Source organism: Kitasatospora sp. NPDC048407 (assembly GCF_043200475.1).
Taxonomy (GTDB): Bacteria; Actinomycetota; Actinomycetes; order Streptomycetales; family Streptomycetaceae; genus Kitasatospora.
In genome coordinates, this window is record NZ_JBICXW010000001.1 from 802,403 (window position 1) to 828,908 (window position 26,506).

17 protein-coding genes are annotated in these 26,506 nt (G+C 74.4%); 5 read left to right on the forward strand and 12 right to left on the reverse strand.

The window, feature by feature from the left end; genetic code table 11:
- Positions 1-163 precede the first annotated feature (163 nt).
- A complete protein-coding gene (locus ACGFWJ_RS03810; RefSeq protein WP_392944854.1) occupies positions 164-688 on the forward strand; it encodes a hypothetical protein in 525 nt (174 codons plus the stop codon).
- Between the two features lie 270 nt (positions 689-958).
- A complete protein-coding gene (locus ACGFWJ_RS03815; protein ID WP_392944856.1) occupies positions 959-1,378 on the forward strand; it encodes a YchJ family protein in 420 nt (139 codons plus the stop codon).
- Here the strand turns inward: ACGFWJ_RS03815 and ACGFWJ_RS03820 are convergent.
- Positions 1,365-2,384, reverse strand: a complete 1,020-nt coding sequence (locus ACGFWJ_RS03820) for a GNAT family N-acetyltransferase (protein WP_392944858.1) — start codon at positions 2,382-2,384, stop codon at positions 1,365-1,367. The two genes, ACGFWJ_RS03815 and ACGFWJ_RS03820, sit on opposite strands and share 14 nt — an antisense overlap.
- 213 nt (positions 2,385-2,597) lie before the next feature.
- The gene (locus ACGFWJ_RS03825) at positions 2,598-3,530 is read right to left on the reverse strand and encodes a polysaccharide deacetylase family protein (RefSeq protein ID WP_392944860.1); all 933 of its coding nucleotides are present in this window, start codon (positions 3,528-3,530) and stop codon (positions 2,598-2,600) included.
- Between the two features lie 242 nt (positions 3,531-3,772).
- Here ACGFWJ_RS03825 and ACGFWJ_RS03830 point away from each other — a divergent pair, with 242 nt between their 5' ends.
- The gene (locus ACGFWJ_RS03830; protein ID WP_392944862.1) at positions 3,773-6,268 is read left to right on the forward strand and encodes an ATP-dependent Clp protease ATP-binding subunit; all 2,496 of its coding nucleotides are present in this window, start codon (positions 3,773-3,775) and stop codon (positions 6,266-6,268) included.
- On the opposite strand, the gene ACGFWJ_RS03835 is transcribed toward ACGFWJ_RS03830, so the two are convergent.
- From ACGFWJ_RS03835 to lanM, 3 genes are all read right to left on the reverse strand, one after another.
- Positions 6,269-9,229 carry a helix-turn-helix transcriptional regulator gene (locus ACGFWJ_RS03835; protein ID WP_392944864.1) on the reverse strand — a complete coding sequence of 987 codons (2,961 nt, stop codon included), beginning with the start codon at positions 9,227-9,229 and terminating at the stop codon, positions 6,269-6,271.
- A 56-nt stretch (positions 9,230-9,285) separates the two neighbouring features.
- A complete protein-coding gene (locus tag ACGFWJ_RS03840) occupies positions 9,286-9,522 on the reverse strand; it encodes a hypothetical protein (protein WP_392944866.1) in 237 nt (78 codons plus the stop codon).
- Positions 9,523-9,642: 120 nt separating this feature from the next.
- Complete coding sequence (gene lanM / locus ACGFWJ_RS03845; RefSeq protein WP_392944868.1) at positions 9,643-12,660, reverse strand: type 2 lanthipeptide synthetase LanM; 3,018 nt, start codon at positions 12,658-12,660, stop codon at positions 9,643-9,645.
- Between the two features lie 173 nt (positions 12,661-12,833).
- Here lanM and ACGFWJ_RS03850 point away from each other — a divergent pair, with 173 nt between their 5' ends.
- A complete protein-coding gene (locus ACGFWJ_RS03850; protein WP_392944870.1) occupies positions 12,834-13,652 on the forward strand; it encodes a BTAD domain-containing putative transcriptional regulator in 819 nt (272 codons plus the stop codon).
- A 47-nt stretch (positions 13,653-13,699) separates the two neighbouring features.
- Here ACGFWJ_RS03850 and ACGFWJ_RS03855 read toward each other — a convergent pair whose 3' ends face one another.
- Complete coding sequence (locus tag ACGFWJ_RS03855; RefSeq protein WP_392944872.1) at positions 13,700-14,992, reverse strand: MFS transporter; 1,293 nt, start codon at positions 14,990-14,992, stop codon at positions 13,700-13,702.
- Positions 14,989-17,730, reverse strand: a complete 2,742-nt coding sequence (lanKC, locus tag ACGFWJ_RS03860) for a class III lanthionine synthetase LanKC (protein WP_392944874.1) — start codon at positions 17,728-17,730, stop codon at positions 14,989-14,991. Before lanKC ends, ACGFWJ_RS03855 begins: the two co-directional genes overlap by 4 nt.
- A gap of 542 nt (positions 17,731-18,272) precedes the next feature.
- Here lanKC and ACGFWJ_RS03865 point away from each other — a divergent pair.
- Complete coding sequence (locus ACGFWJ_RS03865) at positions 18,273-18,920, forward strand: hypothetical protein (protein ID WP_392944876.1); 648 nt, start codon at positions 18,273-18,275, stop codon at positions 18,918-18,920.
- A 67-nt stretch (positions 18,921-18,987) separates the two neighbouring features.
- On the opposite strand, the gene lpdA is transcribed toward ACGFWJ_RS03865, so the two are convergent.
- The 5 genes from lpdA to ACGFWJ_RS03890 all read right to left on the reverse strand — a co-directional run bounded on the left by lpdA (position 18,988) and on the right by ACGFWJ_RS03890 (position 26,424).
- Complete coding sequence (gene lpdA, locus ACGFWJ_RS03870) at positions 18,988-20,394, reverse strand: dihydrolipoyl dehydrogenase (protein WP_392944878.1); 1,407 nt, start codon at positions 20,392-20,394, stop codon at positions 18,988-18,990.
- Positions 20,395-20,471: 77 nt separating this feature from the next.
- Complete coding sequence (locus ACGFWJ_RS03875; RefSeq protein ID WP_392944880.1) at positions 20,472-21,779, reverse strand: M1 family metallopeptidase; 1,308 nt, start codon at positions 21,777-21,779, stop codon at positions 20,472-20,474.
- Positions 21,776-25,615 carry a Pls/PosA family non-ribosomal peptide synthetase gene (locus tag ACGFWJ_RS03880; protein WP_392944882.1) on the reverse strand — a complete coding sequence of 1,280 codons (3,840 nt, stop codon included), beginning with the start codon at positions 25,613-25,615 and terminating at the stop codon, positions 21,776-21,778. Before ACGFWJ_RS03880 ends, ACGFWJ_RS03875 begins: the two co-directional genes overlap by 4 nt.
- A 114-nt stretch (positions 25,616-25,729) precedes the next feature.
- Positions 25,730-26,149 carry a hypothetical protein gene (locus ACGFWJ_RS03885; protein ID WP_392944884.1) on the reverse strand — a complete coding sequence of 140 codons (420 nt, stop codon included), beginning with the start codon at positions 26,147-26,149 and terminating at the stop codon, positions 25,730-25,732.
- Positions 26,146-26,424, reverse strand: coding sequence for a CopG family transcriptional regulator (locus tag ACGFWJ_RS03890; protein ID WP_392944886.1), 279 nt, complete (start codon positions 26,422-26,424; stop codon positions 26,146-26,148). Before ACGFWJ_RS03890 ends, ACGFWJ_RS03885 begins: the two co-directional genes overlap by 4 nt.
- Positions 26,425-26,506: the final 82 nt, after the last annotated feature.

The following is a 26,506-nucleotide window of genomic DNA, read 5'->3' on the forward strand; positions in this document are numbered from 1 at the left end:
TCCGCCCCGTCCGGACGCGGACCCGCCCATCCTGCCCCGCAGGGCCCACCCCACGCCCGCCCGGCACACCCGTCCGCGTGGCAGCGCGGCCGCAGCGCGCCGGGCTGTCACTGCGAGCACCTAGCCTCCGCGCATCGATCAAGGAATCGATCAAGGAGGAGACATGGGTTTCACCGGAGAGTTCGTCCTGGCACGCAGCGACCGGCCGCTTCGCGAGCTTGCCGTGTTCGCAGCCGGTTGCGCGGAGGGCCACGCGGATTGCGTGACCGACTGCTGGCCGCGCCCCGGCGGCTGGCAGACCTTGCAGATCCTCCACGGCCTCCGGGACAACTCACTTCGGCCGTTCCGGCAGCTCGTCGACACCTCCGGCGCTCCGGTCCTGCTCGCGAACGTCATGGACAGCGACGTGTGCGAGGTCGTCGGCCTGGCGCCGTCCGGGGCGCGGTGGTCGACCATGCTCGACCCCGTCATGGCGGCCGACTACGGGATCCCCCAGCCGGAGCCCGGCGCCGCCGAGCAGATCACCCGGTGGGCCGCCGAGGCCGGCTTCGCCGCCGACCCGGTCGCGCTCGCGGAGGTCCTGGCCAAGCGGGCGGATCCGTTCGTCGAGGAGCTGGTCTTCGACCTGATCGACGCGTGCGGGTTTCCCCCGAGCGTCCCCGCCTCCGAGGCGCCCACCGGCGTCTGACCGCGCCACACCGCCGGCGACCGACGCAGGCGGGCGACGCAGGCGGGCGGGTCGGTGAGCAAGCAAGTGGATGGTCGCCTTCCCCCGGCCGATGGACTTCACCTTCGTCCGCCCCGGGCCCTCGACATGCCCAGCGGCGGCGGCGCCGGCGGCCGGGCGGGTGACGTCGCGGACGCGCGGCCACCGGCGAGGACCACCTCTCGGGGGCCCGCCGCCGGGCCGTCCTCGCGACGGCGGGAGCCGGCCTCGGCGGCGGCGATAATGGTGGCCATGGCCCGCCGACGCACCCCCTCCGCCGCCCCCGCCGCTCCGACCGCCTGCCCGTGCGGACTGCCCGCCGCGTACGCCGACTGCTGCGGGCGGCTGCACCGCGGTGAGGCGGCCGCGAGCAGTGCCGAGCAGTTGATGCGTTCGCGGTTCAGTGCCTTCGCGGTGCGGGACGAGCCGTACCTGCTGCGCTCCTGGCACCCGGACACCCGGCCGGCGTCCGTCGACTTCGATCCGTCGCTGCGCTGGGAGCGGCTGGAGATCCTCGGCGCCACCGACGGCGGGCCGTTCCACCAGGACGGCACGGTCGAGTTCCGGGCCCACTACCGCGAGCGCGGGCGGGCCGGTTCGATGCAGGAGAACAGCCGGTTCGTCCGTCACCAGGGCGAGTGGGTGTACGTGGACGGCGTCATCGAGGGCTGAGCAGGCGGTACTTGACGCCGAGCAGCGCCCCGCCGGCGCCTCGCGGCAGCAGCCACCCGGTGTCGGTGCGGTCCTGCGCGCCGAACCGGTACTTGTACGGCTCGTCGCCACGCAGGAAGTCGAAGACCCGCACGCCGTCCGCCGCGCAGTTGCGCACCGCCGCGTCGATCAGGGCGGTGCCCAGCGATTCGGCGGCCCACCGCTGGTCCCAGCCGATCTGGTAGTAGGCGAACCGGTCGGCCCACCGGAAGCCGTACAGCACGCCGATCAACTCGCCTTCGAAGTACGCGAGTTGGAAGGAAGGTCCGCAGCCGGGCCGGGCGGTCTCCAGCAGCGCCCGGTGCAGCGGGAGCCGGCCGACGTCGAAGCTGCTGACCCCGCCGGCGGCGGCCTGGCGGCGCAGGCGGTGCAGGCGCAGCAGTTCGTCCAGTACGGCGGGCGGGGCGGCGGTGGGCGGCGCCCAGTGAAAGGTGACACCGGCGGCGGCCAGGCGGCGGTGGGCGCGGCGGTTGGCGGCGCGGAAGTCGCGCGAGCCGAGCCGGTCCGGTCCGGCGGTGAGGTCGAGTCGCGGGCAGGCGCTGCGGGTAACGGGGCGGGCGCCGGGCGGCAGCAGGTCGCGGTGCGCGGGGTCCAGCGCGGGCAGCCACAGGGTGCGGCGGCGGGCGCGGCGGGCCAGCCAGGCGGCGACCTCGCCCCGCCGGTGCGGGCGGACGGCGGGCCCGCAGTGGTCGGCGGCGCCGGGCCCGGCGCCGAGCAGGGTGAGCACCGGCAGCGCGAGCGGCACCCGGTGGTGCGGCCGCTGCCGGGTGACGGCCAGCGGCACCACCGCCTCGGCGCGCCCGTCCGCTCCGCGCCACACGGCGATCTCGCCGCGCTGCCCGGCCCCGAGGGTGCGCCACCAGGCGAGCACCCAGTCCGGCCCGGCGAACCACGAGCCGTCCGGGTCGTCGGCGATCAACTGCCGCCAGTCACGCACGAGTTCGTCGTCCAGCTCGGGTGTGCGCAAGATCTCCGGCGCGTCCTTCACGACGTGGCCCCCTCTCTTCGGTCGCCGTCACGCAGGCGACGCGGCCCGGGCGGAACGGTGTCGGAGCGATCCCGAACCAATCGCGCGTCGACCCGCAGCCGGCCGGCGGGCCCGGGTGCGCAACGCCTCCGGCCCGCAGGCGAGTTGTCCCGTATCCACCCGCCGGTCGGTCCCTCCGGAGCACCCACCTTCTCACCGCCCGCCGCGCAGGCGGTGCACGGCCGGGTGGAGGCCGGACAGGATGGTGTCGAAGCGGTCGCGGCCGGTGTGGGAGTTGACGCGCAGGCGGCTGATCCGCAGCCGTTCGGCGGGGGCGAGTGCGGTGTGGCGGTGGTCGAAGAGGAACGCGGTGCGGTAGCCGAGGGTGCGCAGCACGGTCTCGGCGCGCGGGTCGTGGTTGCCGTTGGGGTAGGCGAAGGTGGTCGGCGGGTGGCCGAGCCATTCGGTCAACCGGCCGTGGGCGCGGACGAGTTGATCGTCCAGCTGGGTGTCGGAGCAGTGGTCCAGGCAGGGGTGCGAGGCGGTGTGGTTGCCGACCGTCAGACCGCCGGACACCAGCGCGAGGAGCTCGGCCGCGGTCAACTGCCGCTGCGGGGGCGCCTGTCGCTTCGCGGTGGCGCGCAACTCGGCGAGGGCGCGCAGGCGTTCGGCGTCGGGGACGGTCTTCAGGTGGTGGACGGCGGCGCCGGAGTCGAGTCCGTGCAGGGTGCGGGTGTGGCCGCCGCGCCGGATCAGCTGGGCGGCTTCGGTCCACCAGTAGGGGCGGTCGGTGTCGATCAGGTCGGTGATGACGTACGCGGCGGCGGGGATGCGCAGCCGGGCGAGGACCGGCAGGGCGTGGGTGAGGACGGTGGGCTCGCCGTCGTCGAAGGTGACGAGCACGCTGCGGGGCGGGAGTGGGCGGCGGTGTTCGGCGGCGCGGGCGACCTGTTCGGGGCTGACGGGGTGGGCGGTGGAGGCCAGGCGTTCCATCTGGGCGCGGAACGCGGCGGGGTCGTCGATGCCGTGGTAGGCGAGGACGGCGAGGCGGTGGGCGGCGCGGGCGCGGAAGACGGGTTGGAGCGGGGAGTGTCGCAGGAGTGCGTCGATCCCACGGCGCCGGGTGGCGCGATCCGTGGTCGGCATGGCTTCCCCCTCGGCCGGTGCACGCACGGGCACCCCGGACGGTCGGCCCGGGGTGCCCGTCGGAGTTCGGGTCATCAGCGTCCCATGCTCCGGTAATGCCTGTCCCAAGTTCCTGGAAGCTTCCTGGGAACGGGCGAGTCCCCGGCGGTCGCCCGCTGTCCGGATCGCACCGCTTTGCGGCATATAGCACGGATTGACATAGTTCTGGAGACTGCTGCCCGCCCGCCCATGGAGTGCCCTCGATGACCATGCCCGGCTTCGGCTCGCTCGGCTCCAACGACGCCTTCTCCGAACTGCTGAATCGCTTCTTCGGCCTGAACCCGGCCGCTTCCCCGCCCGCAGTGCAGCGGGTGCCGATCGGGCGGCTGCTCACCCAGTCCGCCCGGGACTTGATCGGCCGCGCGGAACTGCGCGCCCAGGAGGACGGCAGCGCCGACCTCGACACCCCGCACCTGCTGTGGGCGGCCACCCTGACGGACCCGGCCCGTTCGCTGCTCGCGCAGGCCGGCGCGGACCCGGACGCGCTCGCCGAGACCATCGAACGCACGCTGCCGGCCGGCGAGGCCGACCCGTCCGTGGAGCCGGGCCTGACGCCCGCCGCCAAGCGGGTGCTGATCGGGGCGCACGCCCGTTCGCAGGCCGCCGGCGTCTCGTACATCGGGCCGGAGCACATCCTGGCCGCCCTGCTGGACGACCCGGACTCGGGGGCCGGCCGCCTGCTGGCCGCGCACGGCGCCGACGCCTCCCGGATGCGGCGCGGGGCCGAGGCGGCGGCGGCCCGCGGCGAGCGCGGCGTCCCGGCGAAGGAGGACAGCAAGACCCCGACCCTGGACGAGTACGGCCGCGACCTGACCGAGGACGCCAAGCTGGGCAAGCTGGACCCGGTGGTCGGCCGGGCCGAGGAGATCGAGCAGACCATCGAGATCCTGTCCCGCCGTTCCAAGAACAACCCGGTGCTGATCGGCGAGCCCGGCGTCGGCAAGACCGCCATCGTCGAGGGCCTCGCCCAGCGGGTGATCGCCGGGGACGTCCCGACCACGCTGAAGGACCGCCGGGTGGTCGCGCTGGACCTGTCCGGGCTGGTGGCGGGCGCCAAGTACCGCGGCGAGTTCGAGGAGCGGCTGAAGAACGTCATCGACGAGGTCCGCGAGGCCGCCGACTCGACCATCCTGTTCATCGACGAACTGCACACCGTGGTTGGCGCGGGCGCCGGCGGCGAGAGCGCGATGGACGCCGGCAACATGCTCAAGCCGGCCCTGGCCCGCGGCGAGCTGCACGTCATCGGCGCCACCACCATCGACGAGTACCGCAAGCACATCGAGAAGGACGCGGCCCTGGAGCGCCGCTTCCAGCCGGTGCTGATCCCGGAGCCGTCCGTCGAGGAGACCGTGCAGATCCTGGAGGGCCTGCGCGACTCGTACGAGGCCCACCACCAGGTGCGTTTCACCGACGACGCGCTGCGCGCCGCCGCCGACCTGTCCGACCGGTACGTCTCCGACCGCTTCCTGCCCGACAAGGCGATCGACCTGATGGACCAGGCCGGCGCCCGGGTCCGGCTGCGCGGCCTGGGCCGCTCCACCGAGGTGATCGGCCGGGAGGACGAACTCGCCAAGCTGCGCCGGGAGAAGGACGAGGCGGTCGCCGCCGAGGACTTCACCCGCGCCTCCGAACTCAAGGCCCGGATCGCCGACCTGGAGTCGCAGAACGCCGAGATCGAGGAGCGCCGCGAGGGCGTCGTCTCCGTCACCGTGGACGACATCGCCGACGTGCTGTCCCGGCAGACCGGCATCCCGGTCTCCCAGCTCACCGAGGACGAGAAGGCCCGGCTGCTCAAGCTGGAGGACGAACTCCACAACCGGGTGATCGGCCAGGACAGGGCGGTGGTCGCGGTCTCCGAGGCGGTCCGCCGCAGCCGGGCCGGCATGGCCGACCCGAACCGGCCGGTCGGCTCGTTCCTGTTCCTCGGCCCGACCGGCGTTGGCAAGACCGAACTCGCCAAGGCCCTGGCCGAGTTGATCTTCGGGGACGAGGACCGGCTGGTGCGCTTCGACATGAGCGAGTTCCAGGAGAAGCACACCGTCTCCCGCCTGGTCGGCGCCCCGCCCGGCTACGTCGGCTACGAGGAGGCCGGACAGCTCACCGAGGCCGTCCGCCGCCGCCCGTACAGCGTGCTGCTGTTCGACGAGGTGGAGAAGGCCCACCCCGACGTGTTCAACGCGCTGCTCCAGGTCCTCGACGACGGGCGGCTGACGGACGCCCAGGGCCGCACCGTTGACTTCCGCAACACCGTGGTCATCATGACCTCCAACATCGGCTCGCAGCTGATCCTCTCCCACCGCGGCGAGACCGAGGAGATCCGCGACCGGCTGATGGCCGAACTCCGCGCCCGCTTCCTGCCCGAGTTCCTCAACCGGATCGACGACATCATCGTCTTCGACGCGCTCGGCGAGTACGACCTGCTGCGGATCGTCGACCTGATGCTCGCCAACTCCGAACGGCGCGTGCGGGCCCAGGGCCTCGAACTCGACGTCACCGAGGCGGCGAAGCGGTGGCTGGTCGACCGCGGCCACCAGCCCGAGTTCGGCGCCCGGCCGCTGCGCCGCACCATCCAGACCCAGCTGGACAACCGGCTCGCCACCATGCTGCTCTCCGGCGACCTCCAGCCCGGCGACACCATCGTCGCGGACGCGCAGGACGGCGAACTGGTCTGCTCGGTCGGGCGCCCGGCGGAGCTCTGATCACGGGGCGGTGACGCCGGCCGCCCAGTCCGCCAGGGCCGCCCGGTTCGGGCGGCCGGCCTTCTCCAGCAGGCTGGCGACGTGCTTCTCCACCGTGCGCGGCGAGATGCTCAGGCGGGCGGCGATCTCCTGGTTGCCGAGCCGCTGCGCGACCAGCAGCACCACCTCGTACTCGCGCACCGTCACCCGCAGCCCGCGCAGCTGCTCCGGGACCTGTTCGGTGCCGGTGCGCCGCTGCGGGACGCTCGCCCCGGCCTCGCGCAGCAGTCGGCGGCAGGCGGCGCCGACGGCCGGTACGCCGGCGCGGTGGAAGTACTCCTCGGCGCTGCGCAGCCACGCCACCGGCTCGCCCCAGCCGTCGGCGAGCGCGGCCTCCGCGACCAGCCGCAGGCCCAGGTGGCGGGCCATCTCGAACGGGCGGGCCGCCCGCGCGGCCTCCGCGACCGCCTCGGCGGCCGGGCCCGCCTGCCCGGCGCGGCCCAGGTGGACGGCGTGCGCGAGCCGCTCGAACTGCCGGTTCCAGGCCAGCGCGGCGGCGTGGTCGGCGGCCGTCCGGGCGTGTTCCTCGGCGGTCTCGGTGCCGGCCAGTGCGCGCAGCAGCGGGTGCAGGCCGTGCGCGCCGTTCAGGTAGAAGACGGACGGGTGCCGGGCCTCCCAGCGGCGGGCCCGGTCGAACTCGGCGAGGGCCAGCGCCCGGTCCTCCTCCAGCAGCGCGCACACCGCCCGGCAGTTGCCGTGGGCGAGCGGCAGCTGCAGCGACTCGGCGCCGTCCCAGCGGTCGAACTCGGCCAGCACCTCGGCCATTTCGGCCCGCCGGCCCTGGTGGGCGGCGACCATCGCCCGGGTCAGCAGCAGGAACTGGTGGTGGTCGACGTTGCGCAACCGGGCGCTGGCCTCCAGGCCCTGGTCGGTGAGTGCGCGGGCCCGGGCGTAGTCGCCGCGCAGGACGGCGTGCATGGCGAGCGTCGCCTCGGCGGAGCGGACCAGGTCGAGCGCGCCCAGGTCGAGCGCGGCCCGGTGCGCCCGTTCCAGTTGGACGGACTCACCGACCTGCATGAACTCGTTGACACCGAGCCGCAGTTGGGCGTCCACCTGCCAGCCGGGGAGCCGGTGCCGGGCGGCCAGCTCGAGCAGCCGCCGCAGGCAGGCGTCGGCCCGGTCGAAGCCGTGCCGGCGTTCCAGCAGGGCGAGCAACTGCCAGGCCTGGCAGGCGACTTCGGGCAGTCCGGCGGCCTCGGCCCGCTCGGCGGCGCGGCGGGCCAGCCGTTCCGCGACGGCGGTCCGGGTCTCGCCGTCGCCCGTGGGGCCGTCGACGCCCGCCAGCGCGAGGTGCGCCTCCACCACCTCGAGTGCGCAGGTCCGCTCGGAGCCGGCCGCCGGGCCGAGCAAGGTGCGGACCAGGGCGGCCTGTTCGGCCGCGTCCGCGAGGCGCCCGGCGGTGACGGCGGCGCGGGCCAGGCGCAGGTGCAGGGCGGCGGTGCGGTCGTCGCCGAGCGCGGCCGAGCCGCCCAGCGGGAGCGTCCGGGCGAGCTCGCGGGCCTGGTCGAACCGGCCGCTGTCGGCGAGGGCGTGCGCCAGCTGCTCGCGGATCTCGCTGGCGGCGGCCGTGGCGGCGCCGTCCCCGCCGACCAGTTCCAGGGCGCGTTCCAGCAGGGCGACGGCGGACTCGGTCGCCCCGCCCTGCCGGGCCTCCTCGGCGGCCTCGGCGAACAGCCGGGCGGCGGCCTCGGGTTCGCCCGCCGACTGGCGCAGCACGGCCACCAACTGCCGCCACTCGCCGGGCAGTCCGGGGTAGGCGCGCTCCACCTCGCCGGCGGCGCGCCGGGCGATCGCGGCCCGTTCGGCGGGCAGCAGGTCGGCCAGCAGCGCATCCGCGACCAGCGCGTGCCGGAACTCGTACCGGTCGGCGACCGGCCCGCTGGGCGACAGCAGCCGGGCGTCGATCCCGGCCCGCAGGTGGATCAGCAGGCTGCGGTCGTCCAGCCCGGTGACCAGTTGCAGCACCGGCAGCGCGAACCGCCGTCCGAGCACGGCGGCGACGTTGAGCATCTCGCGGCCCGCCGGGTCGATCCGGGCCGCGCGCTGCACGACGCTGCGCACCACGGTGGTGGGCACCTCGATGCCGAGGTCCCCGAACACCTCCCACCCGCGCTCGGGGTCGCGGCGCAGCGCCCCCGCGGTGACCATTCCGCTGAGCAACTCCTCGATCACGAACGGGTTTCCGCCCGCGTCCCGGACCACCCGTTCGACCACGGCGGCGGGCAGTGCGCCGGGTGCGGCGGACAGGCAGGCGGCGGCGAGTTCGGCGGTCTGTCCGCCGTCCAGCGGGTGCAGGTCGAGCCGTCTGGCCTGCCGGCGGGCGGCCGCGTCGAGCGCCAGGTCGAGTGCGGGGCAAGGGTGTTGACGCAGTGTCGCGACCAGCAGGACGGGCAGGCCGTCGAGGTTGTCGATCACGTAGTCGAGCACGGCGAGGGTCTCCGCGTCCGCCTCGTGCAGGTCCTCGACGATCAGCAGGCAGCCGCGCGGCGGCCGGTCCGGGTCCTCCCGGCCGACCGCGCCGAGCAGCCGCAGCAGCGCCTCGGCGATGTCCGTCAACGACGGTGGTGCGGCGGGACGTTGCTCACCGCGCCAGTCCGGGACCAGCGCCGCCAGCGCGGACCGGTACGGTGCGAGCGCCGGGTCCTGCGGCGGCCCGCTGACCCGGAACAGCGACAGCAGCGCCTCGGCGATCGGCCGGAACGGCACCGGCGCCCCGGCACTGCTGCCCCGGCCCCGCAACACCGCCATCCCGTCCGCGACGGCCCGGTAGGCGCAGTCGGCCACCAGCCGGGTCTTGCCGATACCGGCTTCGCCGCCGACGAACACCGCGCGCCCCTGCCGCCGACGGGCGTCGATCAACCCGTCGAGCAGGACCCGCAGTTCCTCGGCGCGACCCACGACATAAGGGGAGGAGGTGAGCATTCACGCAGGCTAACCGCCCGCGCCGTCATCGGGCCATGGGGACTTTTCGCACCCCGTCAGTCCTGGGTGAACGAGAGGGAGGTGAGGGTGGACGGGTTGGTCGTGTCGTTGGTGCCGATGTCGATCGTGCCGAGGTCCGGCGAGACCCATCCGGCCAGCACCAACGCCCGCCGCATGCGCGGGAGTTCGGTTCCGCGCAGGGCCGGGACGATCTCGCCGGCGGGGTGCGGCGTCCGCTCGGCGGCAGCGGTCTCGGAGAGCTCCCACGGGGCGACGAGGGTGGCGGTGGTCATGGTGGTCCTCCTGGGTGGTGAGGTGATCGGCAGGCCGGGTGGGGCTGCCGTGACGCAAGTTCCGTCCGACGGGCGCCGGACCGGGGGTGGTGCGGGAGCGTTGCGGCGGCTCGCGGGCGGTCAGCTGCGGGGTGCTTCCAGCAGCAGGACGCAGGGCACGTCGGCGGGGTGGGCGAGGCGCAGCAGCGTGTGGCCGATGCCGGCAAGGCCGGTGAGCAGGGCCGGGGTGGGGATGCCGGAGGGAGTGGCGCAGCGGGGCCCGGCGTGGTCGAGCTCGCCGAGCAGGGTGGCGGCCCGGGTGGCCGCGCGGGTGGGGTGGCCGGTGAGCAGGAGCTCCAGGGTGGCGCTGTCGCCGTGCAGCAGGCTGTGGTCGGCGGCGGGTCCGGCGGGCGCCGGGGGCAGTGCCGTCCCGGGGGTGCGGGCGGCCGCCAGGCGGGCGCCGGGGCCGAGCGCCCCGGCGGGGGCGGGCTCGGGCAGCGGGACGCTCCGGCCGGTGGCGGCGTAGCGGTGCAGGGCCCAGCGGCGGTAGGCGGCGCCGTCGGGGGTGGGGTCGGGGGTGGCGGCGAGCCGCTGGGCGCAGTGGTCGGCGACGGCGGCGGCGGCCGGGTCGCCGGTGAGCCGGTGGACGGCCAGGACGGCGGCCAGGCATCCGGCGTCGCCGGAGAGCAACTGCCCGTCGGGGTCGGGGTCTTCGGGCGGTGCGGCGTTCGCGGCGCGGGCGGTGAGCCGGACGGCCGCCCGGGCGGCCTCGGCGAGCACGCCGGTGTCGTCGAGGTGCAGCGCGTCCAGTCGGGCCAGCCCGTAGGCGATGCCGGCGAGTCCGGTGAAGCCGCCCGCGCCGACGGCGTCCAGGTGGGCGGGGTCCTTGGCGAGTGCGTCGAGCAGCGGGGGCAGGGCCCGGACGGCGCGGCGCGCGGTCTCGGCGTAGCGGGCGGTGCCGGTGAGGGCGGCGAGCTGGCCGAGGAACAGCGCGGTGCCGAGGTAGCCGCCTTCGAGGGCCGCGCCCTGCGGCATCAGGGCCCACTGGCGGTCGGTGATCGGTTCCAGGGTGAGCCAGTTGACGCGCTGCCGGTCGCCGTGGGCGCGGGCCAGGATGCGGTCGGCGAGGTCGCAGGCGGCGGCGAGCAGCCGGTCGGGGTCGGGGGCGACGGGCGGGCGCGAGCGCGCGGCCGGGGCGGCCGGTGCCGCGCCGGGTCCGGCGGAGCGGGTGGCCAGCGCGGCCCGGACGATCCACTCCTGGTCGTAGAGGTCGGTGCGGTCGAGTGCGGCGATCCGCCGCCGGGTCCGGTCGAGTCCGCTGTCGGCGGGGGCCGGGCCGCAGGGGCGGCCGTCGGCGTGCAGGCGTCCGTCGGCGACGGTGGCGGTGAACAGCGGGATGTCGCCGCGCCAGAGTTCGGCGTGTTCGGAGGCGGCGAGCGGGCGGCGGTGCGGGTCGTCGGCGGACTCGCGCCAGAGCAGGGCGAGCAGCCGGTCGCGGTCGAGGCCGTCGCGCAGCGCGTCGGGGTGGGTGGACTCCTCCAGCAGCGTCGCGTACCGCCGGGTGGGGCGGACCACGACGCGCACGGTGTCGGCCGCGAAGCTCTCCACCGGGCCGCCGGGGGCGAGGAGTTGGGGCGCGGCGTCGGCGAGCGCCCGGTAGCCGGAGCGGAATCCGGCGACCAGGGCCTCGGTGTACTCCTGCGGGTCGATGTCCGCCCCGTCGAGCCGGGGCCGGTTGTCGGCGCGCCGCAGCCGGCCCTGCTCGCGCACCAGCCGCATCCGGTCGGTGCCGGCGTCCGCCCAGCCGGGCACGGACATCGGCAGCGGCGCGCCGTCGTCCCCGCCGAGGCCCGAGACGTCGAGTGCGCCGTGCTCGCCGAACATCGGGAACGGCAGCAGCGAGATCCGCTGCACCGAGTCGGCGAGCACCCGGCGCGCCGGGTCGTCGCCGAGCGGCTCGGCCGGTCGGAGGTCGGGGTGGAACAGCGTCTCCAGGTCGACCAGGACGGGCTGGTCACCGGCCGCGATCAGGTTCTCGTAGTGGATGTCGGTGCCGCCGAGCACGTGCAGCAGCGCCAGTTGCATGCCGAGCCGCCGGTAGAAGCGTTCCGCGCCGCGCCGGTCCGAGCAGGGCCCGGGCTCGACGAACTCCAGCCAGCCGTAGGCGTCCCGGTCCAGGACGGTGAGGGTGCGCAGCGCGGTGTTCGGCGCCGTTTCGCCGAGCAGCCGCAGCAGCCGGTTCCAATGCCGGTGGACGCCGAGCGGGCGCGGCTTGTACACCGCGCGCCGCCCGTCGGCGAACCGCAGGACGGCCACCGTCCGGCCGTGGGCGTGCCGGTCGCCCGCCCCGGTCCGGACCCGGACCAGCCGGCCCGGGTCGACGCCGTCGAACAGTTCGCCGACCAGGGCGGCCCGGTCGGCGGCGAACCGGCCGGCCAGTTCGGTCCAGGCGGCCACCGTGTCCTGGCAGCAGTGCGCCAGCAGCCGGGCCAGCACCGGGTATTCGGTGACCAGTGCGGCCAGCCGTTCGGGTGTCGCGGCCTGCCGGACGAAGTCGGCGAACCGCTCGGTGCCGTCCGTCCCGTGCAGCGCGCCGCCGATCCGGGCCACGTTCAGTTCCAGGACCAGGGTCCGGCCGGCGATCCGCGCCAGCCGGGCCGTCAGGTTCTGCTCGAAGTCCCCTTCGAGGGCGGCCAGTTCCGCGTGGTCGCCGACGGCCTTCCAGTCCGGGTCGTCGCGCAGCGCGGCCAGTGCGGTGGCGGTGAACGGGGCCACCACGGCCGCGAACCCTTCCGCCCGCGGCCGCGAGCCGTCGCCGGACGCTTCCGGGCCGACGGGCGCGGCGGCCACCGCGCGCCGGACGAACACCGCCCAGTCGGGCTGCTCCCCGGCGCGTGCCGCCAGGCGGTCCGCCGGCTCGGCCAGCAGCGCCCGCAGCCGGTCCCGGTCCGCGCCCAGGTCGGCCAGCCAGGCGTCCAGGCGGCCGTCGAGCTCCCGCTCCCAGGCGGCGAGCCGGCGATCCACCGACGCCGCGGCCCCGTCGGGCACGGGGCCCGGCGCGGCGCCGGCCGGGCCGGTCACGCGTTCGGTCAGGGTCAACGCCGGTGCCCACCAGGCGCTTTCGCCGTGCCGGCCCCAGGTGGCTGTGGAATCCGTCATGGTGGCAAGCATGGGCGGGCGGCAGCCCCCACCACATGGGGGCCGGCCCCCATATTCCGGCGGCGGGGCGGGCGACCCCCCGGGGGAATGGGGGCGGGCACCCGGGGGCGGGATGCGGAATACGGGGGTCCGGCCGAATGGGCGCAGGGGGCGGGCGGCGCCAGGCTCAGTACATGGATGCGACCACGACAGAGACAGCGGTGCAGGTTCTCGGCCCGATGGCCGCCACGGTCGACGGTGTACGGGTGCGGCTCGGCGGGCCCCGGCCGCGCGCGGTGCTGGCCGCGCTGGCCGCGGCGGGCGGCGCAGTCGTCCCCGAACAGGATCTGATCGACGCCGTCTGGGAGGACCGCCTGCCGGCCAGCCCGCGGCACGCCCTGCACACCTGCGTGGCCGACCTGCGCCGCGCCCTGGACCCCCACCGCCCGGCCGGACGGGAGTCCGCCGTGCTGCGCCACGAGCCCGGCGGCTACCGCCTGCGGCTCGCCCCGGACGCGCTCGACGCCCGGAAGTTCGCCGCGCTCGTCGAGCGGGCCGGCACCGCCCATCGCGCCCACCGCCCCACCGAGGCCCTCGCCGCCACCGACCTGGCCCTGGTCCTCTGGCGCGGCCCGGCCTACGCCGACCTCGCCCACCTGGCCTTCCTGGACCCGGAGCGCTGGCGGCTGACCGAACTGCGATGTACCGCGCGGGAGATCCGCGCCTGGGCGCTGCTCACCCTGGACGCCCACCATCTCGCCGTCACCGAGTGCGCCCTGCTCACCACCGAGGCCCCGCTGCGCGAGTCCGGCTGGGCCCTGCGCGCCCGCACCCTCTACCGCAGCGGCCGGCAGGCCGAGGCGGCGGCCGTCCTGCACACCGCCCGCCGCACCCTGCGCGACGAGCTGGGCGTCCACCCCGGCCCCGAGCTCGCCCACCTCACCCAGCGCATCCTGATCCACGACCCGACGCTCAGCGCCGAACTGCACGGGGCGGCGAAGCAGCCCGCCTGAAAGACCCTGACCGCCCCGGCCGCCGACCTCGGTGGCCGGGGCGGTCGTCATGTCACCGGTGCGGGCTTCGCGCCCCGGCCCGCCGGGACGATGGTCTTCCCCTCCAGTCTGATGTCCAGGCTCTGCCGTCCCGCCAGGACCGCGACCAGCACCAGGCCGAACAGTGCGGCCACCACGCCCAGCGCCGTGCCGGTGCCCCCGAGTTGGAGCAGTGCGCCGGCGGCCAGCGGCGCGATCGGCTGGAGCGCGCCGCCGATGAACGAGGTGGTGCCGCTGACCCGGCCGTAGACGTCGTAGTCGACGACCAGCAGGGTGGTGGTGCCGAGCGCGGCGCCGACCACGGGGGCGAGCAGCAGGACGGGGGCGAGGGCCGCCGCGGGGCCGAGCCGGCCGGCGCTCAGGCCGACGGCGAGCGTGGCGAGCAGCCGCAGCGCGGCCGTGCCGGCCATGAGCCGCCACAGGCCGTAGCGGCGGTGCGCGCCCGCGGCGAACAGCGAGCCGACCAGTCCGCAGGCGGCGGCGGCGCTGAACGCGAGTCCGGTGCCGCCGCCGGCCGCGCCGGGGCGCAGCAGCAGGATGTACATGAGCATCGAGACGGCGAGGTTGCCGGGCACCGAGTAGGCGAGGGACGCCCGCAGGAACGGGGTGCGGCGGATGACGGCGAGGCCTTCCCGCAGCCGGGGCCAGCCGCGGGCCGTCGGGCCGTCACCGGCGCCGGACGGCAGGCCGCGCACGCAGGCCAGCGAGACCAGGTAGCTGATGGCGTCCGCGACGAAGGGCACGGCCCGGGCCAGGCCGAACAGGGCGCCGCCGGCGGCGGGGCCGACGATGGAGGCGCTGTAGCCGCGGACCTGGTTGGCGGCGACCGCCTCGGGCAGCTGCTCGGCGGGGACGATGGTGCGCAGCATCTTCCCGGCGGCGGGCCCGAACGCGGTGATCGCGGTGCCGGAGACGACGGTGGTGACGGCGAGCAGCCACAGCGGTGGGCCGCCGGTGAAGGTGGTGACGGCGACGGCGGTGACGGCGGTGAGCCGGACGGTGTCGCAGGCGAGCATCAGCCGGCGCGGCGGGATCCGGTCGGCGAGCTGGCCGCAGGGGGCGGCGGTGAGCCAGGTGGCGAGGAAGCCCAGGGTGGCGAGCAGGCTAGCCTTGGCCGGCGATCCGGTGACCGCGACGGCCAGCAGGGGGACCGCCAGCACGCTCATGGAGCTGCCGAGTTCGGAGGTGAACTGGCCGATCCACAGCCGCCGGAACATCGGGTTCGCCCCGACCAGCCGGAACCGGCGCAGAAAGCGCCGGTCCCGGGCCGGTCGTACGTCGGTTGCCACGTCGCTGGTCACGGCAGCAGTCCGTCCACGGTGAAGTGGAAGTCGGTGCGGGTGCCGGGGCGGGCGAGGCGCAGCCGGTCGAGGAAGAGCGCGACGCCGATCGAGCCGGTGGCCAGGTCGCAGCTCTCCCGCAGGGCCTGTTCGCCGGGGAAACCGATCCCGCCGGGGATCTCGCCGTCCTGTTCGATCCGGCTGAGCAGGATGCCGTCGGCGACCCGGCGGGCTTCGTCCAGCCACCGCTGTTCGCCGAGCAGTTCGCCCGCGTCGAGCAGGACGTTGCCGAGTCCGGCGAGGCCGTGCGCGAGGTGCGGGAAGACGGCGTAGCGGCGGGCCGAATCGCGCAGCAGGTCCTCGGTGACGGCGGCGAGTTGCTCGTCGTCGGGCCGGACGGTGAGGTAGCGGACGACGGCGACCGAGACGCCGGCGGTGCCCTCGTCCCAGTAGTTGCGCAGGATGGTGCGGCCTTCGGCGGGGCCGGTGCGGGACGGGAAGCCGAGGGTGCCGCCGGGGAGGGTGGCGGCGTGCGCGAGGTCGTGGCCGAGCGCGGCGCGGCCGAGGGTGTACCAGCGTTCCTCGCCGGTGGCGAGGTGCAGGTAGAGCAGGAACAGGGCGATGCCGCTGCCGCCGTGGCCGTGGCCGAGCCGGGTGTGGAGCCGGTCGTCGCCGACGATGGGCTGCGGCCAGTGCGGGCCGTCGGGGCCGTGGACGGCGGTGGCGGCGAGGTGTTCGCCGTCGGCGACGGCGTCAGCGAGCAGTTCGGGGTCGTGCTGGCGGTGCCACAGGTGCAGGGCGGCGAGGCCGTGGCCGGCGGTGCCGTGCAGGATGCCGGGGAGGGCGTTGCGCAGCGGGTGGCGGCGGGCGGAGGCCATCAGGGCGCGGGCGACGGCGGGGTGGCCGAGCGCGTCGAACGCCCAGGCCAGGCCGGACTGGCCGAGGTACAGGCCGGGCGGGTACGCGGCGGGGTCGACGTCCTTGGCGAGCGCCCAGCCGAGCAGCCGGTCGGGCACGCTGCCGCGCAGCCGGTGCAGGCCGTACAGGATGCCGGTGGCGCCGTACGCGAGGGAGAGCGGGTTGGTCTGGTGGACCAGCGGGTTGCTGGGGAACAGCCGGTCGGCGCGCTGCGCGTCGGCGGCGGCCTCGATCTCGGCGGCGATGCCCTCGACCGTGGCGGCGAGGTCGGCGTCCCGCAGCCCGGGCAGGGCCTCGTGGTCGCGGTAGCGGCGGTCGGCGGGTTCGGTGAGCGGGACGGGGGACGCCCACAGCGCGGGGTCGTCGAACGGCAGCGCGTCGATCCGCTTCAGCAGCTCGTCCGGGTCGAAGTCACCGTCCACGGCCTCCGGGTCGGTCAGGTCCCGGATCAGCGAGGCGAGTTCGGCGGGCAGCGCGAGGTCCTCGGTGAGCGCGTCCAGGAACCGTTCCTGGGCGGGGCGGTGGAAGCCGATGGTGTTGTTGACCACCATGACGGAGGAGAAGATCAGCGCGCCGAGGCAGTGCCAGTCGTTGGCCCGGTCGTAGCGGTTGGTGGCGCGCAGCCGGGGGCTGGCCAGGCCGATGGTGTGCACGCCGAGGTGCGGGTCGATGCCCTCGCGGACGGCGGCCTCCAGGTCGAGCAGCACGGCCCGGCCGTCCTTGGTGATGTGCACGTTGGTGTAGGAGAGGTCGCCGAGCAGGATGCCGCGCCGGTGGGCGGCGGCGACGGCCTCGGCGATCTGCCGCCACAGGGCGCGCTGGGTGCGGTAGTAGGTGCGCAGGCTTTCGCCGTCCAGCTTGCCGGTGATCACGGGGTTGGTGGCGATGCAGTTGCGGCTGTAGTGCGGCCCGTCGACGTACTCCTCGACCAGGAAGGCGTGGCCGGCTTCGTGGAAGAAGTCCAGCGGCTTCACGTAGTACCCGGTGTCGGCGAGTTCCGACAGCACCTGGTACTCCTTCTCCAGCACCTCGGTGGCCGCCCGTCCGGGCCGCCCGACCAGCACGCCCGGGCGGGCCTCCTTGAGCACCACCTGCGCGTCGGTCTCCCGGTCGGTGGCCAGGTAGACGCCGCCCCGGTTGCCGAACATCAGCGCGCCCGTCACCACGTAACGGCCGTTCAGCGCTTCTTCCTCCTCGGCCTGTTCGGGCGGGAACGGGTCGGTGACCCACGGCGGCGTCTCGAAGTACGGGTTGCGGACATCGGGGACCAGGGTGCCGTCCGGGGTGGCGATCATCAGGTCGTTGATGCCGTCGGCCCGCAGCCGCTTGATCGCGGCGAAGCCGCCGTAGCGGTAGTAGACGGCCGTCGAGCCGGGCCAGCGCCGGTCGGAGAGGATGTACGGGCCGGTGCGGCCTTCCAGGGCCTCGGCCAACTCCTTGCCCACCGCGTGGAATTCGGCGTCGTCGGCCGGGTAGACGGTGATGAACTTGCCGCTGGCGGTGCGGGAGAAGGTCTTGCCGCTGGTCAGCTCCACCGACCACGGGTCGATCAGGAACTTGAACGCCACGTTGTGCGCGAACAGCACTGGCAGGGCGAGCCGCAGCACCTCCTCGCTCTCCCCCGCCGCCGCAGTGACGTGCAGCTTCCACCCCTGCGCGGGGGTGTTGCGGCCGGGCGGGTCGGCGATGAACCACAGGCCGCGCCGCCGGGTGGCCCAGCCGTCGGGGACGAGTTCACGGAAGGCCGCGAGGTGCGCCGGGGCGGGGCGGTGGCGCTCGGCGGTCTCGTACCAGCGCCGGTCGAACTGGAGGTAGTACTGGAGCGATTGCCAGGAGAGCATGGGCGTTTCCCTTCCGTACGGGTGGTGCGGGGAAAAGGGGCGGGCCCCGGCGGCGCGGCTCCGCCGGGGCCCAGGAGACCTCTTCGGGTCAGCAGCTGTGCGAGTCGCAGGACGAGACGCTGATGGACTCCTGGTCGTCGATCGGGTTGCCCTCGACGGTGACCATCTTCTGCAGCTTCAGGACGTTCGCCATGGTGTGCTCCTCTTCTGTGTGGGTTCTTTCGTCCGCCCGTCCGGTCGGCCGGTGCGGTGGGGCGTCAGTGCTCCGCGGGGCCCGTCAGGCCCCTTCGGGTCAGCAGGAGTGCGAGTCGCAGGACGAGACGCTGATGGACTCCTGGTCCTCGATCGGGTTGCCCTCGACGGTGACCATCTTCTGCAGCTTCAGGACGTTCGCCATGGTGTGCTCCTCTTCTGTGTGGTTTCCCTCCGCCCGTCCGGTCGGCCGGTGCGGTGTGAGACAAGAACACCAGGGCCCGCTCCGAGCCCGCTCCGAGAGCGCTCCGAAGCCTCGGCCGTCACTTCCGCGTGCCACACTCCGCACCATGAACATCACTGCCACGCCCCACAGTTGGGGCGAATCCGTCGCGCTCTTCGAGCGCCGCGGCCTGCCGCTGAGCAGCTACGAGAACCTCTACAACGAGACCTACGACGTCCACTCGGGCAGCCTGACCGTCCCGGGCGCGCTCGACCTGGACGCCACCGAGCCGTACGGCACCGGCTTCGTCATCGACGGCGATCTGACGGTGGACGGCGCGATCCTCAACGTGGACGACGGCTGCCCGGCGCTGGTCGTGCTCGGTGACCTGACGGCGGGGGCGATCCACCTGGAGGGCGACGCCAAGCTGCTGGTGCGCGGGAGCGTCCGGGTCGGGGCGTTCGTCGGCCACATGACGGACAAGCTGGTGATGATCGGCGGCGACCTGCACGCCGGCGTCACGATCCTCTCGGCCGGTTTCTTCCCCGACGAGATCGGCGGCGCCCTGACCGGCCCGGTGCTCGCCGCGCCGTACGCGCTGGCCGAGCTGGGCCGCGAGGTCGCCTCCCCGCCCGCCGCCGAGGTCCTCGTCCCGGAGGTGCTGCGCACCGGCGCCGACGAGGAGGACGACATCTTCGACGCGCCGGGCGTGCACGGCGACCGGCTCTTCGAGCACCTCGAGTCCGGCCTGCCGGTGCTGCTCCGGCAGAGCTGAGAACGGCGCCGCCCCGGCCCCCTCCGCCGCGAAGCGAAGGGAACCGGGGCGGCGCCACAGACTCGAACTACATGTTGATCATGTGGCCGGCGAGGCCGTGGACGGCCTCCTTGACGGCCTCGCCCAGCGTCGGGTGGGCGTGGATGTTGCGGCCGACCTCGTGCACGGTGAGGTCCCACTGCTGGGCCAGCGTCAGCTCGGGCAGCAGCTCGGTGACCTCGGGGCCGATCAGGTGCGCGCCGAGCAGCTCGCCGTGGGTGTTGTCGCAGATCACCTTGACGAAGCCGACGGGCTGGCCGAGGCCGTGCGCCTTGCCGTTCGCGGTGAACGGGAACTTCTGCACCTTGACGTCGTAGCCGAGCTCGCGGGCCTGCGCCTCGGTGTAGCCGAAGGACGCGACCTGCGGCTGGCAGTAGGTGGCGCGCGGGACCATGACGAAGTCGATCTCCATGGTCTCGGCCTTGGCGATGGTCTCGGCGGCGACCACGGCCATCGCCTCGGCGGCGTGCGCCAGCATCAGCTTCGCGGTGACGTCGCCGATCGCGAAGATGTGCTCGGCGCTGGTGCGGCCCCGGCCGTCCACGGCGATCGCGCCGCGCTCGGTGAGCTGCACGCCGGTGACCTCCAGGCCGTAGCCCTGGGTGCGCGGCGCGAAGCCGATCGCCTGGAGCACCTTGTCGGCCTCCAGCACCTCCTGCTTGCCGTCGCGGGTGACGGTGACCCGGACCGGCTTGTTCGGGTCGGAGTCGTCGATCGCGTCGACCCGGGTGGAGGTGAGTACCTGGATGCCCAACTTGCGGTACTGCTTGGCGAGTTCGGCGGACACGTCGGCGTCCTCCAGCGGCACCATGCGGTCCAGGAACTCGACGACGGTGACCTTGACGCCGTAGTTGTGCAGCACGTACGCGAACTCGACGCCGATCGCGCCGGCGCCCGCGATGATGATCGACTCCGGCAGCTGCTCGGTGAGGATCTGCTCCTCGTAGGTGACGACCCGCTCGCTGAGCGAGGTGCCGGGCAGCAGCCGGGTGGTGGCGCCCGCGGCGATGATGCAGTGGTCGAAGGTGACCATCTCGAACCCGCCGGCGGACAGCGCGACCTGCAGGGTGTGGTCGTCGACGAAGGTGCCCCAGCCGTCGTACTCGGTGATCTTGTTCTTCTTCATCAGGTAGTGGACGCCCTTGACCCGGCCGTCGGCGACCTGCCGGGAGCGGCTGAACGCCTTGCCGTAGTCGAAGGAGACCTGGCCCTCGACCTGGATGCCGTAGAGGTCGGCCTCCTTCAGCACGGTGTGCGCGAGTTCGGCGTTGCGCAGCAGTGCCTTGGAGGGAATGCAGCCGACGTTCAGGCAGACGCCGCCCCAGTACTTGGCCTCGATCACGGCGGCGCGCAGACCGAGCTGGGCGGAGCGGACAGCGGCGGTGTAGCCGCCGGGGCCGGCGCCCAGGACGACCACGTCGTAGTGCGTGCTCATGTTCCTCGTTCCTCCGGTGACTTCGAAGACCACGTTGGCTTCGCGGCCATGGGATCAGTAGATCAGGTCGCGAACCGTCAGAGCTCGGGGAGGTCGGGCAGCGCGCGGACGTGCAGCCAGTCGTCCAGCAGCGGGCGCAGCGGGCGGTCGGTGTAGTGGGCGGCGTGCGCGGCGAAGTCGTCGGTGGTGACGACGCCGTGCCGGTGCCCGGTGGCCCAGTCGCGCAGCAGGCGGAAGAACGCGGCGTCGCCGAGGGCGCGGCGCAGCGCGTGCACGGTGAGGCCGCCGCGTTCGTACACCCGGTCGTCGAACATCTGCGCCTTGCCGGGGTCGCCGATGGCCAGGTCCTGTGGCAGGCCGCGCAGTTGGCGGTGGGCCTCGGCGGCCTTGGCCTGCGTGGTGGGGCCGCCGGTGCGCTCGGACCACAGCCATTCGGCGTACTTGGCGAGGCCCTCGTTCAGCCAGATGTGCCGCCAGTCGGCGATGGTGACGCTGTTGCCGAACCACTGGTGGGCGAGTTCGTGGGCGACCAGGCGTTCCCAGCCGCGCTGCCCGTCGACGTGGTTGCGGCCGAAGGTGGCCATGCCCTGCGCCTCGACGGGGACGTCGAGTTCCTCGTCCACCACGGCGACGGTGTACTCGCCGAACGGGTACGGGCCGAACAGTTCCTCGAACAGCCGCATCATCTGCGGCTGCCGGGCGAAGTCGTGCTCGAACGCGGCCTGCAGGGCGAGCGGCACCCAGGCGATCTGCGGGACGGTGCCGGGGACGCGTTCGGTCAGCGGGAACTCGCGCAGCGGGGCGATGGCCAGCCCGACCAGGTAGGACGCGGTGGGCGCGGGCTGCTCGTACACCCAGGTGGTGGCGGAGGAGCGGGTGGTGCGGCTGAGCAGCCGGCCGCCGGTGACCACGGTGTACGGCGTCGCGGTGGTGACGGTCAGCTGGTAGGCGGCCTTGTCGGCGGGCCGGTCGTTGCAGGGGAACCAGGACGGTGCGCCGATCGGCTGGGAGGCGACCAGCGCGCCGTCCTCGATCTCCTCGAAGCCGAGGCCGCCCCAGGGGCTGCGGACCGGGCGCGGGTTGCCGGACCACTGCACCTCGCAGGTGAAGTGCGCACCGGCGGCGAGGGCCTTGGCGGGTTTGATCCGCAGTTTGCCCTCGCGGTGGGCGTAGTGCGCGGCCCTGCCGTCGACCAGCACCTTTCCGATCCGGAACGCGGCCAGGTCGAGGGTGAACTCGCGCAGCGGTTCCGGGCCCGCTATGGCGGAGATCCGGGCGGAGGCGGCCAGCCGGTTGGGGCCGGGCCGGTAGTCGAGGGCGAGTTCGTAGCGGTGGGCGCGGTAGCGCGGGTCCCCGTGGCGGGGGAAGTAGGGATCGCCGCTCACCGGTGCTGTTCCTCCTGGCTTGAGTGCCACGCTTCGATCGGGTTGCCGAGCCAGCGGGTGTCGGCGGGTACCGTCTCGGCGCGCATCACCAGCGAGGCCGGGCCGAGGGTGGTGCGTTCGCCGACGGTGCTGCCGGGCAGCACGATCCCGCCCGGGCCGAGCGTGGAGCCCGCGCGGAGCTCCACAGTATCCAGCCGCATGATCCGGTCGTGGAAGAGGTGCGTCTGCAGCACGCAGCCCCGGTTGACGCTCACCCCGTCCCCGAGGGTGACCAGGTCGGCCTCCGGCAGCCAGTAGCTCTCGCACCACACGCCGCGTCCGATCCGCGCGCCGATCGAGCGCAGCCACAGCGTCATCACCGGTGTGCCGGCGGCCCGGCCGATCAGCCAGGGCACGGCGAGCACCTCGGTGAAGGTGTCGGCCAGCTCGTTGCGCCAGACGAACCCGGACCACAGCGGGTGCTCGACCGCCCGGAACCGGCCCACCAGCAGCCACTTCGCGGCGGCGGAGACCACGCAGGCCACCAGCCCGGCGGCCAGCAGCACCAGCCCGGACAGCAGCGGCTGGTCCAGCGCGCACAGCGCGGCGGCGGTCAGCACGGCCAGGGCGGCGGAGGCGAACACCGGGACGATCCGGCCCAGTTCGGTCAGGCCGCGCGCCCAGCGCAGCCGGGCCGGCGGTTCGTAGGTGAGCGCCAGGTCGGCGGTGTCGGCGGCCCGGGGCAGTTTGACCGGCGGCATGCCCAGGTAGGAGCTGCCGCGCTTGGCCTTCTTCGGCGTCGCCGACAGCACCCCGACCAGCCCCCGGTCGGGGACGGCCCGCCCGGGCGCGGTCATCCCGGAGTTGCCGAGGAACGCCCGCTCGCCGATCTCGGCCCGCCCGATCCGCACCCAGCCGCCGCCCAGTTCGTACGGGGCGATCAGGGTGTCGTCGGCGAGGAACGCCCCGTCGCCGACCGTGGTCAGGCTGGGCAGCGCGAGGACGGTGGACACCTCGGCGCCCTTGCCGATCCGCATCCCGAGCAGCCGCAGCCACACCGGGGTGATCAGTGCCGCGTACAGCGGGAACAGCGTCTCCCGGGCCAGGTCCATCAACTGGCTGACGGTCCACGCCTGCCAGCCGACCCGGCCGTGCAGCGGGTGGTACCCGGTGCGCAGCCCCCGCGACAGCAGGCGGACCCCGATCAGCACCTTCGCGGCGTACGCCAGCCCGTAGGCGAGCGTGGCCGGGACGAGAGCGAGCAGCGCGCCCTTGAGTGCCTCCGCCAGACCGTCGCCGGGGTGGACGAACCGGCTCGCGATCAGCAGCGCGGGCAGCGCCGACAGCAGCGGCAGCGCGGACAGCACGAATCCGGTCGCGCCGTACACGGCCGCCCAGCGGGCCGAACGGCGGGGGCGTTCCTTCGGCCAGCCGCGTTCGGCCTTGCCGGTCTTCACGGCGGGCGCGCCCGCCCAGCGCTGGCCGGTCGGGACGTGCCCGGTGACGCCGGAGCCGGGCGCGACCTCCGCCCGCTTGCCGATCTTCGCGCCGGGCAGCAGCGTCGACCGGGTGCCGACCACCGCGCCCGCGCCGATCCGCAGCGCGCCGATCTCCAGCCGGTCGCCGTCCAGCCAGTAGCCGGACAGGTCGACCTCGTTCTCGATCGCGCAGCCCTTGCCGAGCCGCAGCAGGCCCGTCACCGGCGGCAGCGAGTGCAGGTCCGCGTCCGCGGCGACCCGGCAGCCCAGCGCCCGGGCGTACCGCACCAGCCAGGACCCGGACAGCTGCACCGCCCCCGACGCCTCGGCGATCCGCTCGGCGGCCCACAGCCGCAGGTGCACGCTGCCGCCGCGCGGGTACGTGCCGGGGCGGACGCCGCGCAGCAGCAGCCGTGCGCTGCCGGCGGCGATCGCCAGCCGGCCGGGCGCCGAGTACAGCAGCGCCACACCGGCCACCAGCAGCCACCACGGCGCGGTCGGGGCCCACGGGTAGTCGCCGACCAGGTGCAGCACGGTGCCGAGCACGGCCAGCAGCAGCGACCAGCGCAGGCCGATCAGGGTGACCGGCGGCAGCATCAGCAGCAGTTGCAGGGCCTGGGCGCGGCGCGGCGTCGGCTCGACGGTGCGCACCGCTCCCCCGGACTGCGCGGACTTCTCCAGCAGCCGGGCCAGCTTGCGCAGCGTCGGCTGCTGGTAGATGTCGAGCACCGACACCGCCGGGTAGCGGCCGCGCAGCAGCGTCGTGAGCTGGGCGGCGGCGAGCGAACCGCCGCCGATCGCGAAGAAGTCGTCGCCTGCACTTCGCACCGGCGTGCCGAGGATCTCCGCCCACTGCTCGGCCAGCCACGCCTCGGTGCCGTACAGCTGCTCGGTGGGGCCGGACGTCTCCAGATCCGGCAGCGGCCAGGGCAGCGCGTCCCGGTCGACCTTGCCGGACGTCCGGGTCGGCAGGTGCTCGACGGTGGCCAGCAGCGGCACCAGCGCGGCGGGCAGCTCGGCCCGCAGCCGCGCCACCGCCGCCTCGCGGTCGAACCCCTCCTGAGCCACCAGGTACCCGACCAGCAGCTGATTGCCGCCGCGCGCCGTCCGCACGGCCGCCGCCGCGCCGGACACGGCGGGCAGCGCCTGCAACGCCGCGTCCACCTCGCCCAGTTCGATCCGCCGGCCGCCCAGCTTGATCTGCTCGTCGGCCCGCCCGAGGAACACCAGACCCTCGGGTTCGGCCCGCACCAGGTCGCCGCTGCGGTACGCCCGCTCCCAGCCCAGCGAGGTGAGAGGCGCGTACTTCTCGGCGTCCTTCACCGGGTCCAGGTACCGGGCCAGACCGACCCCGCCGATCACCAGCTGCCCGCTGCCACCCATCGGCACCGGCACGCCCGCCTCGTCGACGACCGCCAACTCCCAGCCGTCCAGCGGCAGTCCGATCCGGATCGGGACCGCACCGCTCAGCAGCGCCCCGCACGCGACGACGGTCGCCTCGGTCGGGCCGTAGGTGTTCCACACCTCGCGGCCCTCGGTGACCAGCCGCTCCGCCAGCTCCGGCGGGCACGCCTCACCGCCGAAGATCAGCAGCCGCACCTCGTTCAACGCCTCGGCCGGCCACAGCGCGGCCAGCGTCGGCACCGTGGAGATGACGGTGATCTCCTGCTCGGCCAGCCACGGCCCCAGGTCCGCGCCGCTGCGCACCTGCGCGCGCGGCACCGGCACCAGGCACGCGCCGTGCCGCCACGCCAGCCACATCTCCTCGCAGGACGCGTCGAACGCCACCGACAGCCCCGCCATCACCCGGTCCCCCGGCCCGATCGGCTCCTCCTGCAGGAACATCGCCGCCTCGGCGTCCACGAACGCCGCCGCACTGCGGTGCGTCACCGCCACGCCCTTGGGCTTCCCCGTCGAACCGGACGTGAAAATGATCCACGCGTCGTGCTCCGGCCCCGGCGGGACGGCCTCGTGACCGGACGGCTTCACCTTCTCCAGCCGCCCGTCCGCCCCGATCACCGCGTTGACGTCCGCCTCGCCGAACACCAGCTCGGCCCGCTCGTCCGGATCCTCGAAGTCCACCGGCACATACGCCGCCCCCGCCGCGAGCACCCCCAGGATCGCCACGTACAGCTCGTTCCCACCCGACGGCACCCGCACCCCGACCCGGTCCCCCAACCCGACCCCGGCCCCCGCCAACTGCCCCCGCACCCGCTCCACTTCGCCCAGCAACGCGGCATAACTCAACACCTGCCGCCCGTCGTCCAACGCGGGCTCCTGCGGAAACGCGGCCGCCGTCGCCGCCAACACATCCACCAACGTCCGAGGCGGGCCCGCAGGGCGGGCACGGAACAACGCGGGCTCGGAATCGGTGATCATGGCCATACGGTCCTCGTCCTGGGTTCCCCGGCGGTCAACCATAAGCATCGGGAACGTGACAACCCGGGAAAATCTGAGCAAACGGGGAAGCGACACCAGGGGCGCGGGGACCTGTCAGACCTTCACCACCACGACGTGGTCCGGCAGCAGCCTCTCCAGATCCTCCGGGTCGGAAGTGAAGACCGTCACCTGGCCTCGCTGCCGCAGCGCCACCACGGCGAGCATGGCGTCGATCGCGTACTCGTGCCCGTGCAGGCCGGCGCCCGCGAGCAGCCGACGTGCCTGCCGCGCCTCGTCCCGGCCCAGTTCGGCGACGTTCACCCGGGACAGCACCCAGTCCCAGCGCTGTTCCGTGGTCCGCGCGTCGTACGCCTCGACCAGAGTCATCGGCGAGGTGACGATCTCCGCCTCGCCGCGGGCAGCGAGATCAAGCCGGGCGATCATCATGCGATCACCACGGACCGCGAGCGACAGGGCCTCACAGTCCAGCACGAAGACCCGCAGCCGCCGGGCTCCCTCCGCGCGCTTCTTCACGCGGCCGCCCCACCGCTCTTGCTGCGAGCGAGCCGGCGCCGATCGTGCTCCGCATCCAGGTCGTCCAGCTCCGCATAGGCGGCAGCCCGTTCGTCACCGCTGACCGGCCCGTGCTCCTGCTCCAGCCAACCGACCAGTTCCACCAACCGGTCGCGGTCACGCTTGGCGCGGAGGGCATCGGCAACGTACGCGGAGAGGCCACGCTCGGCAGTGTCCGCGCGGATCTCGTCCAGCAGTTCCTCGGGGAGTGTGACGGTGACTTTCTTGGATGCCATACAAGTCACCATACTCGCCATAGTTCAGGATGGCGGACTTTCCGGGCCCTGCCCCGCCGTGTTCACCAAGTGTCGAGTCCTG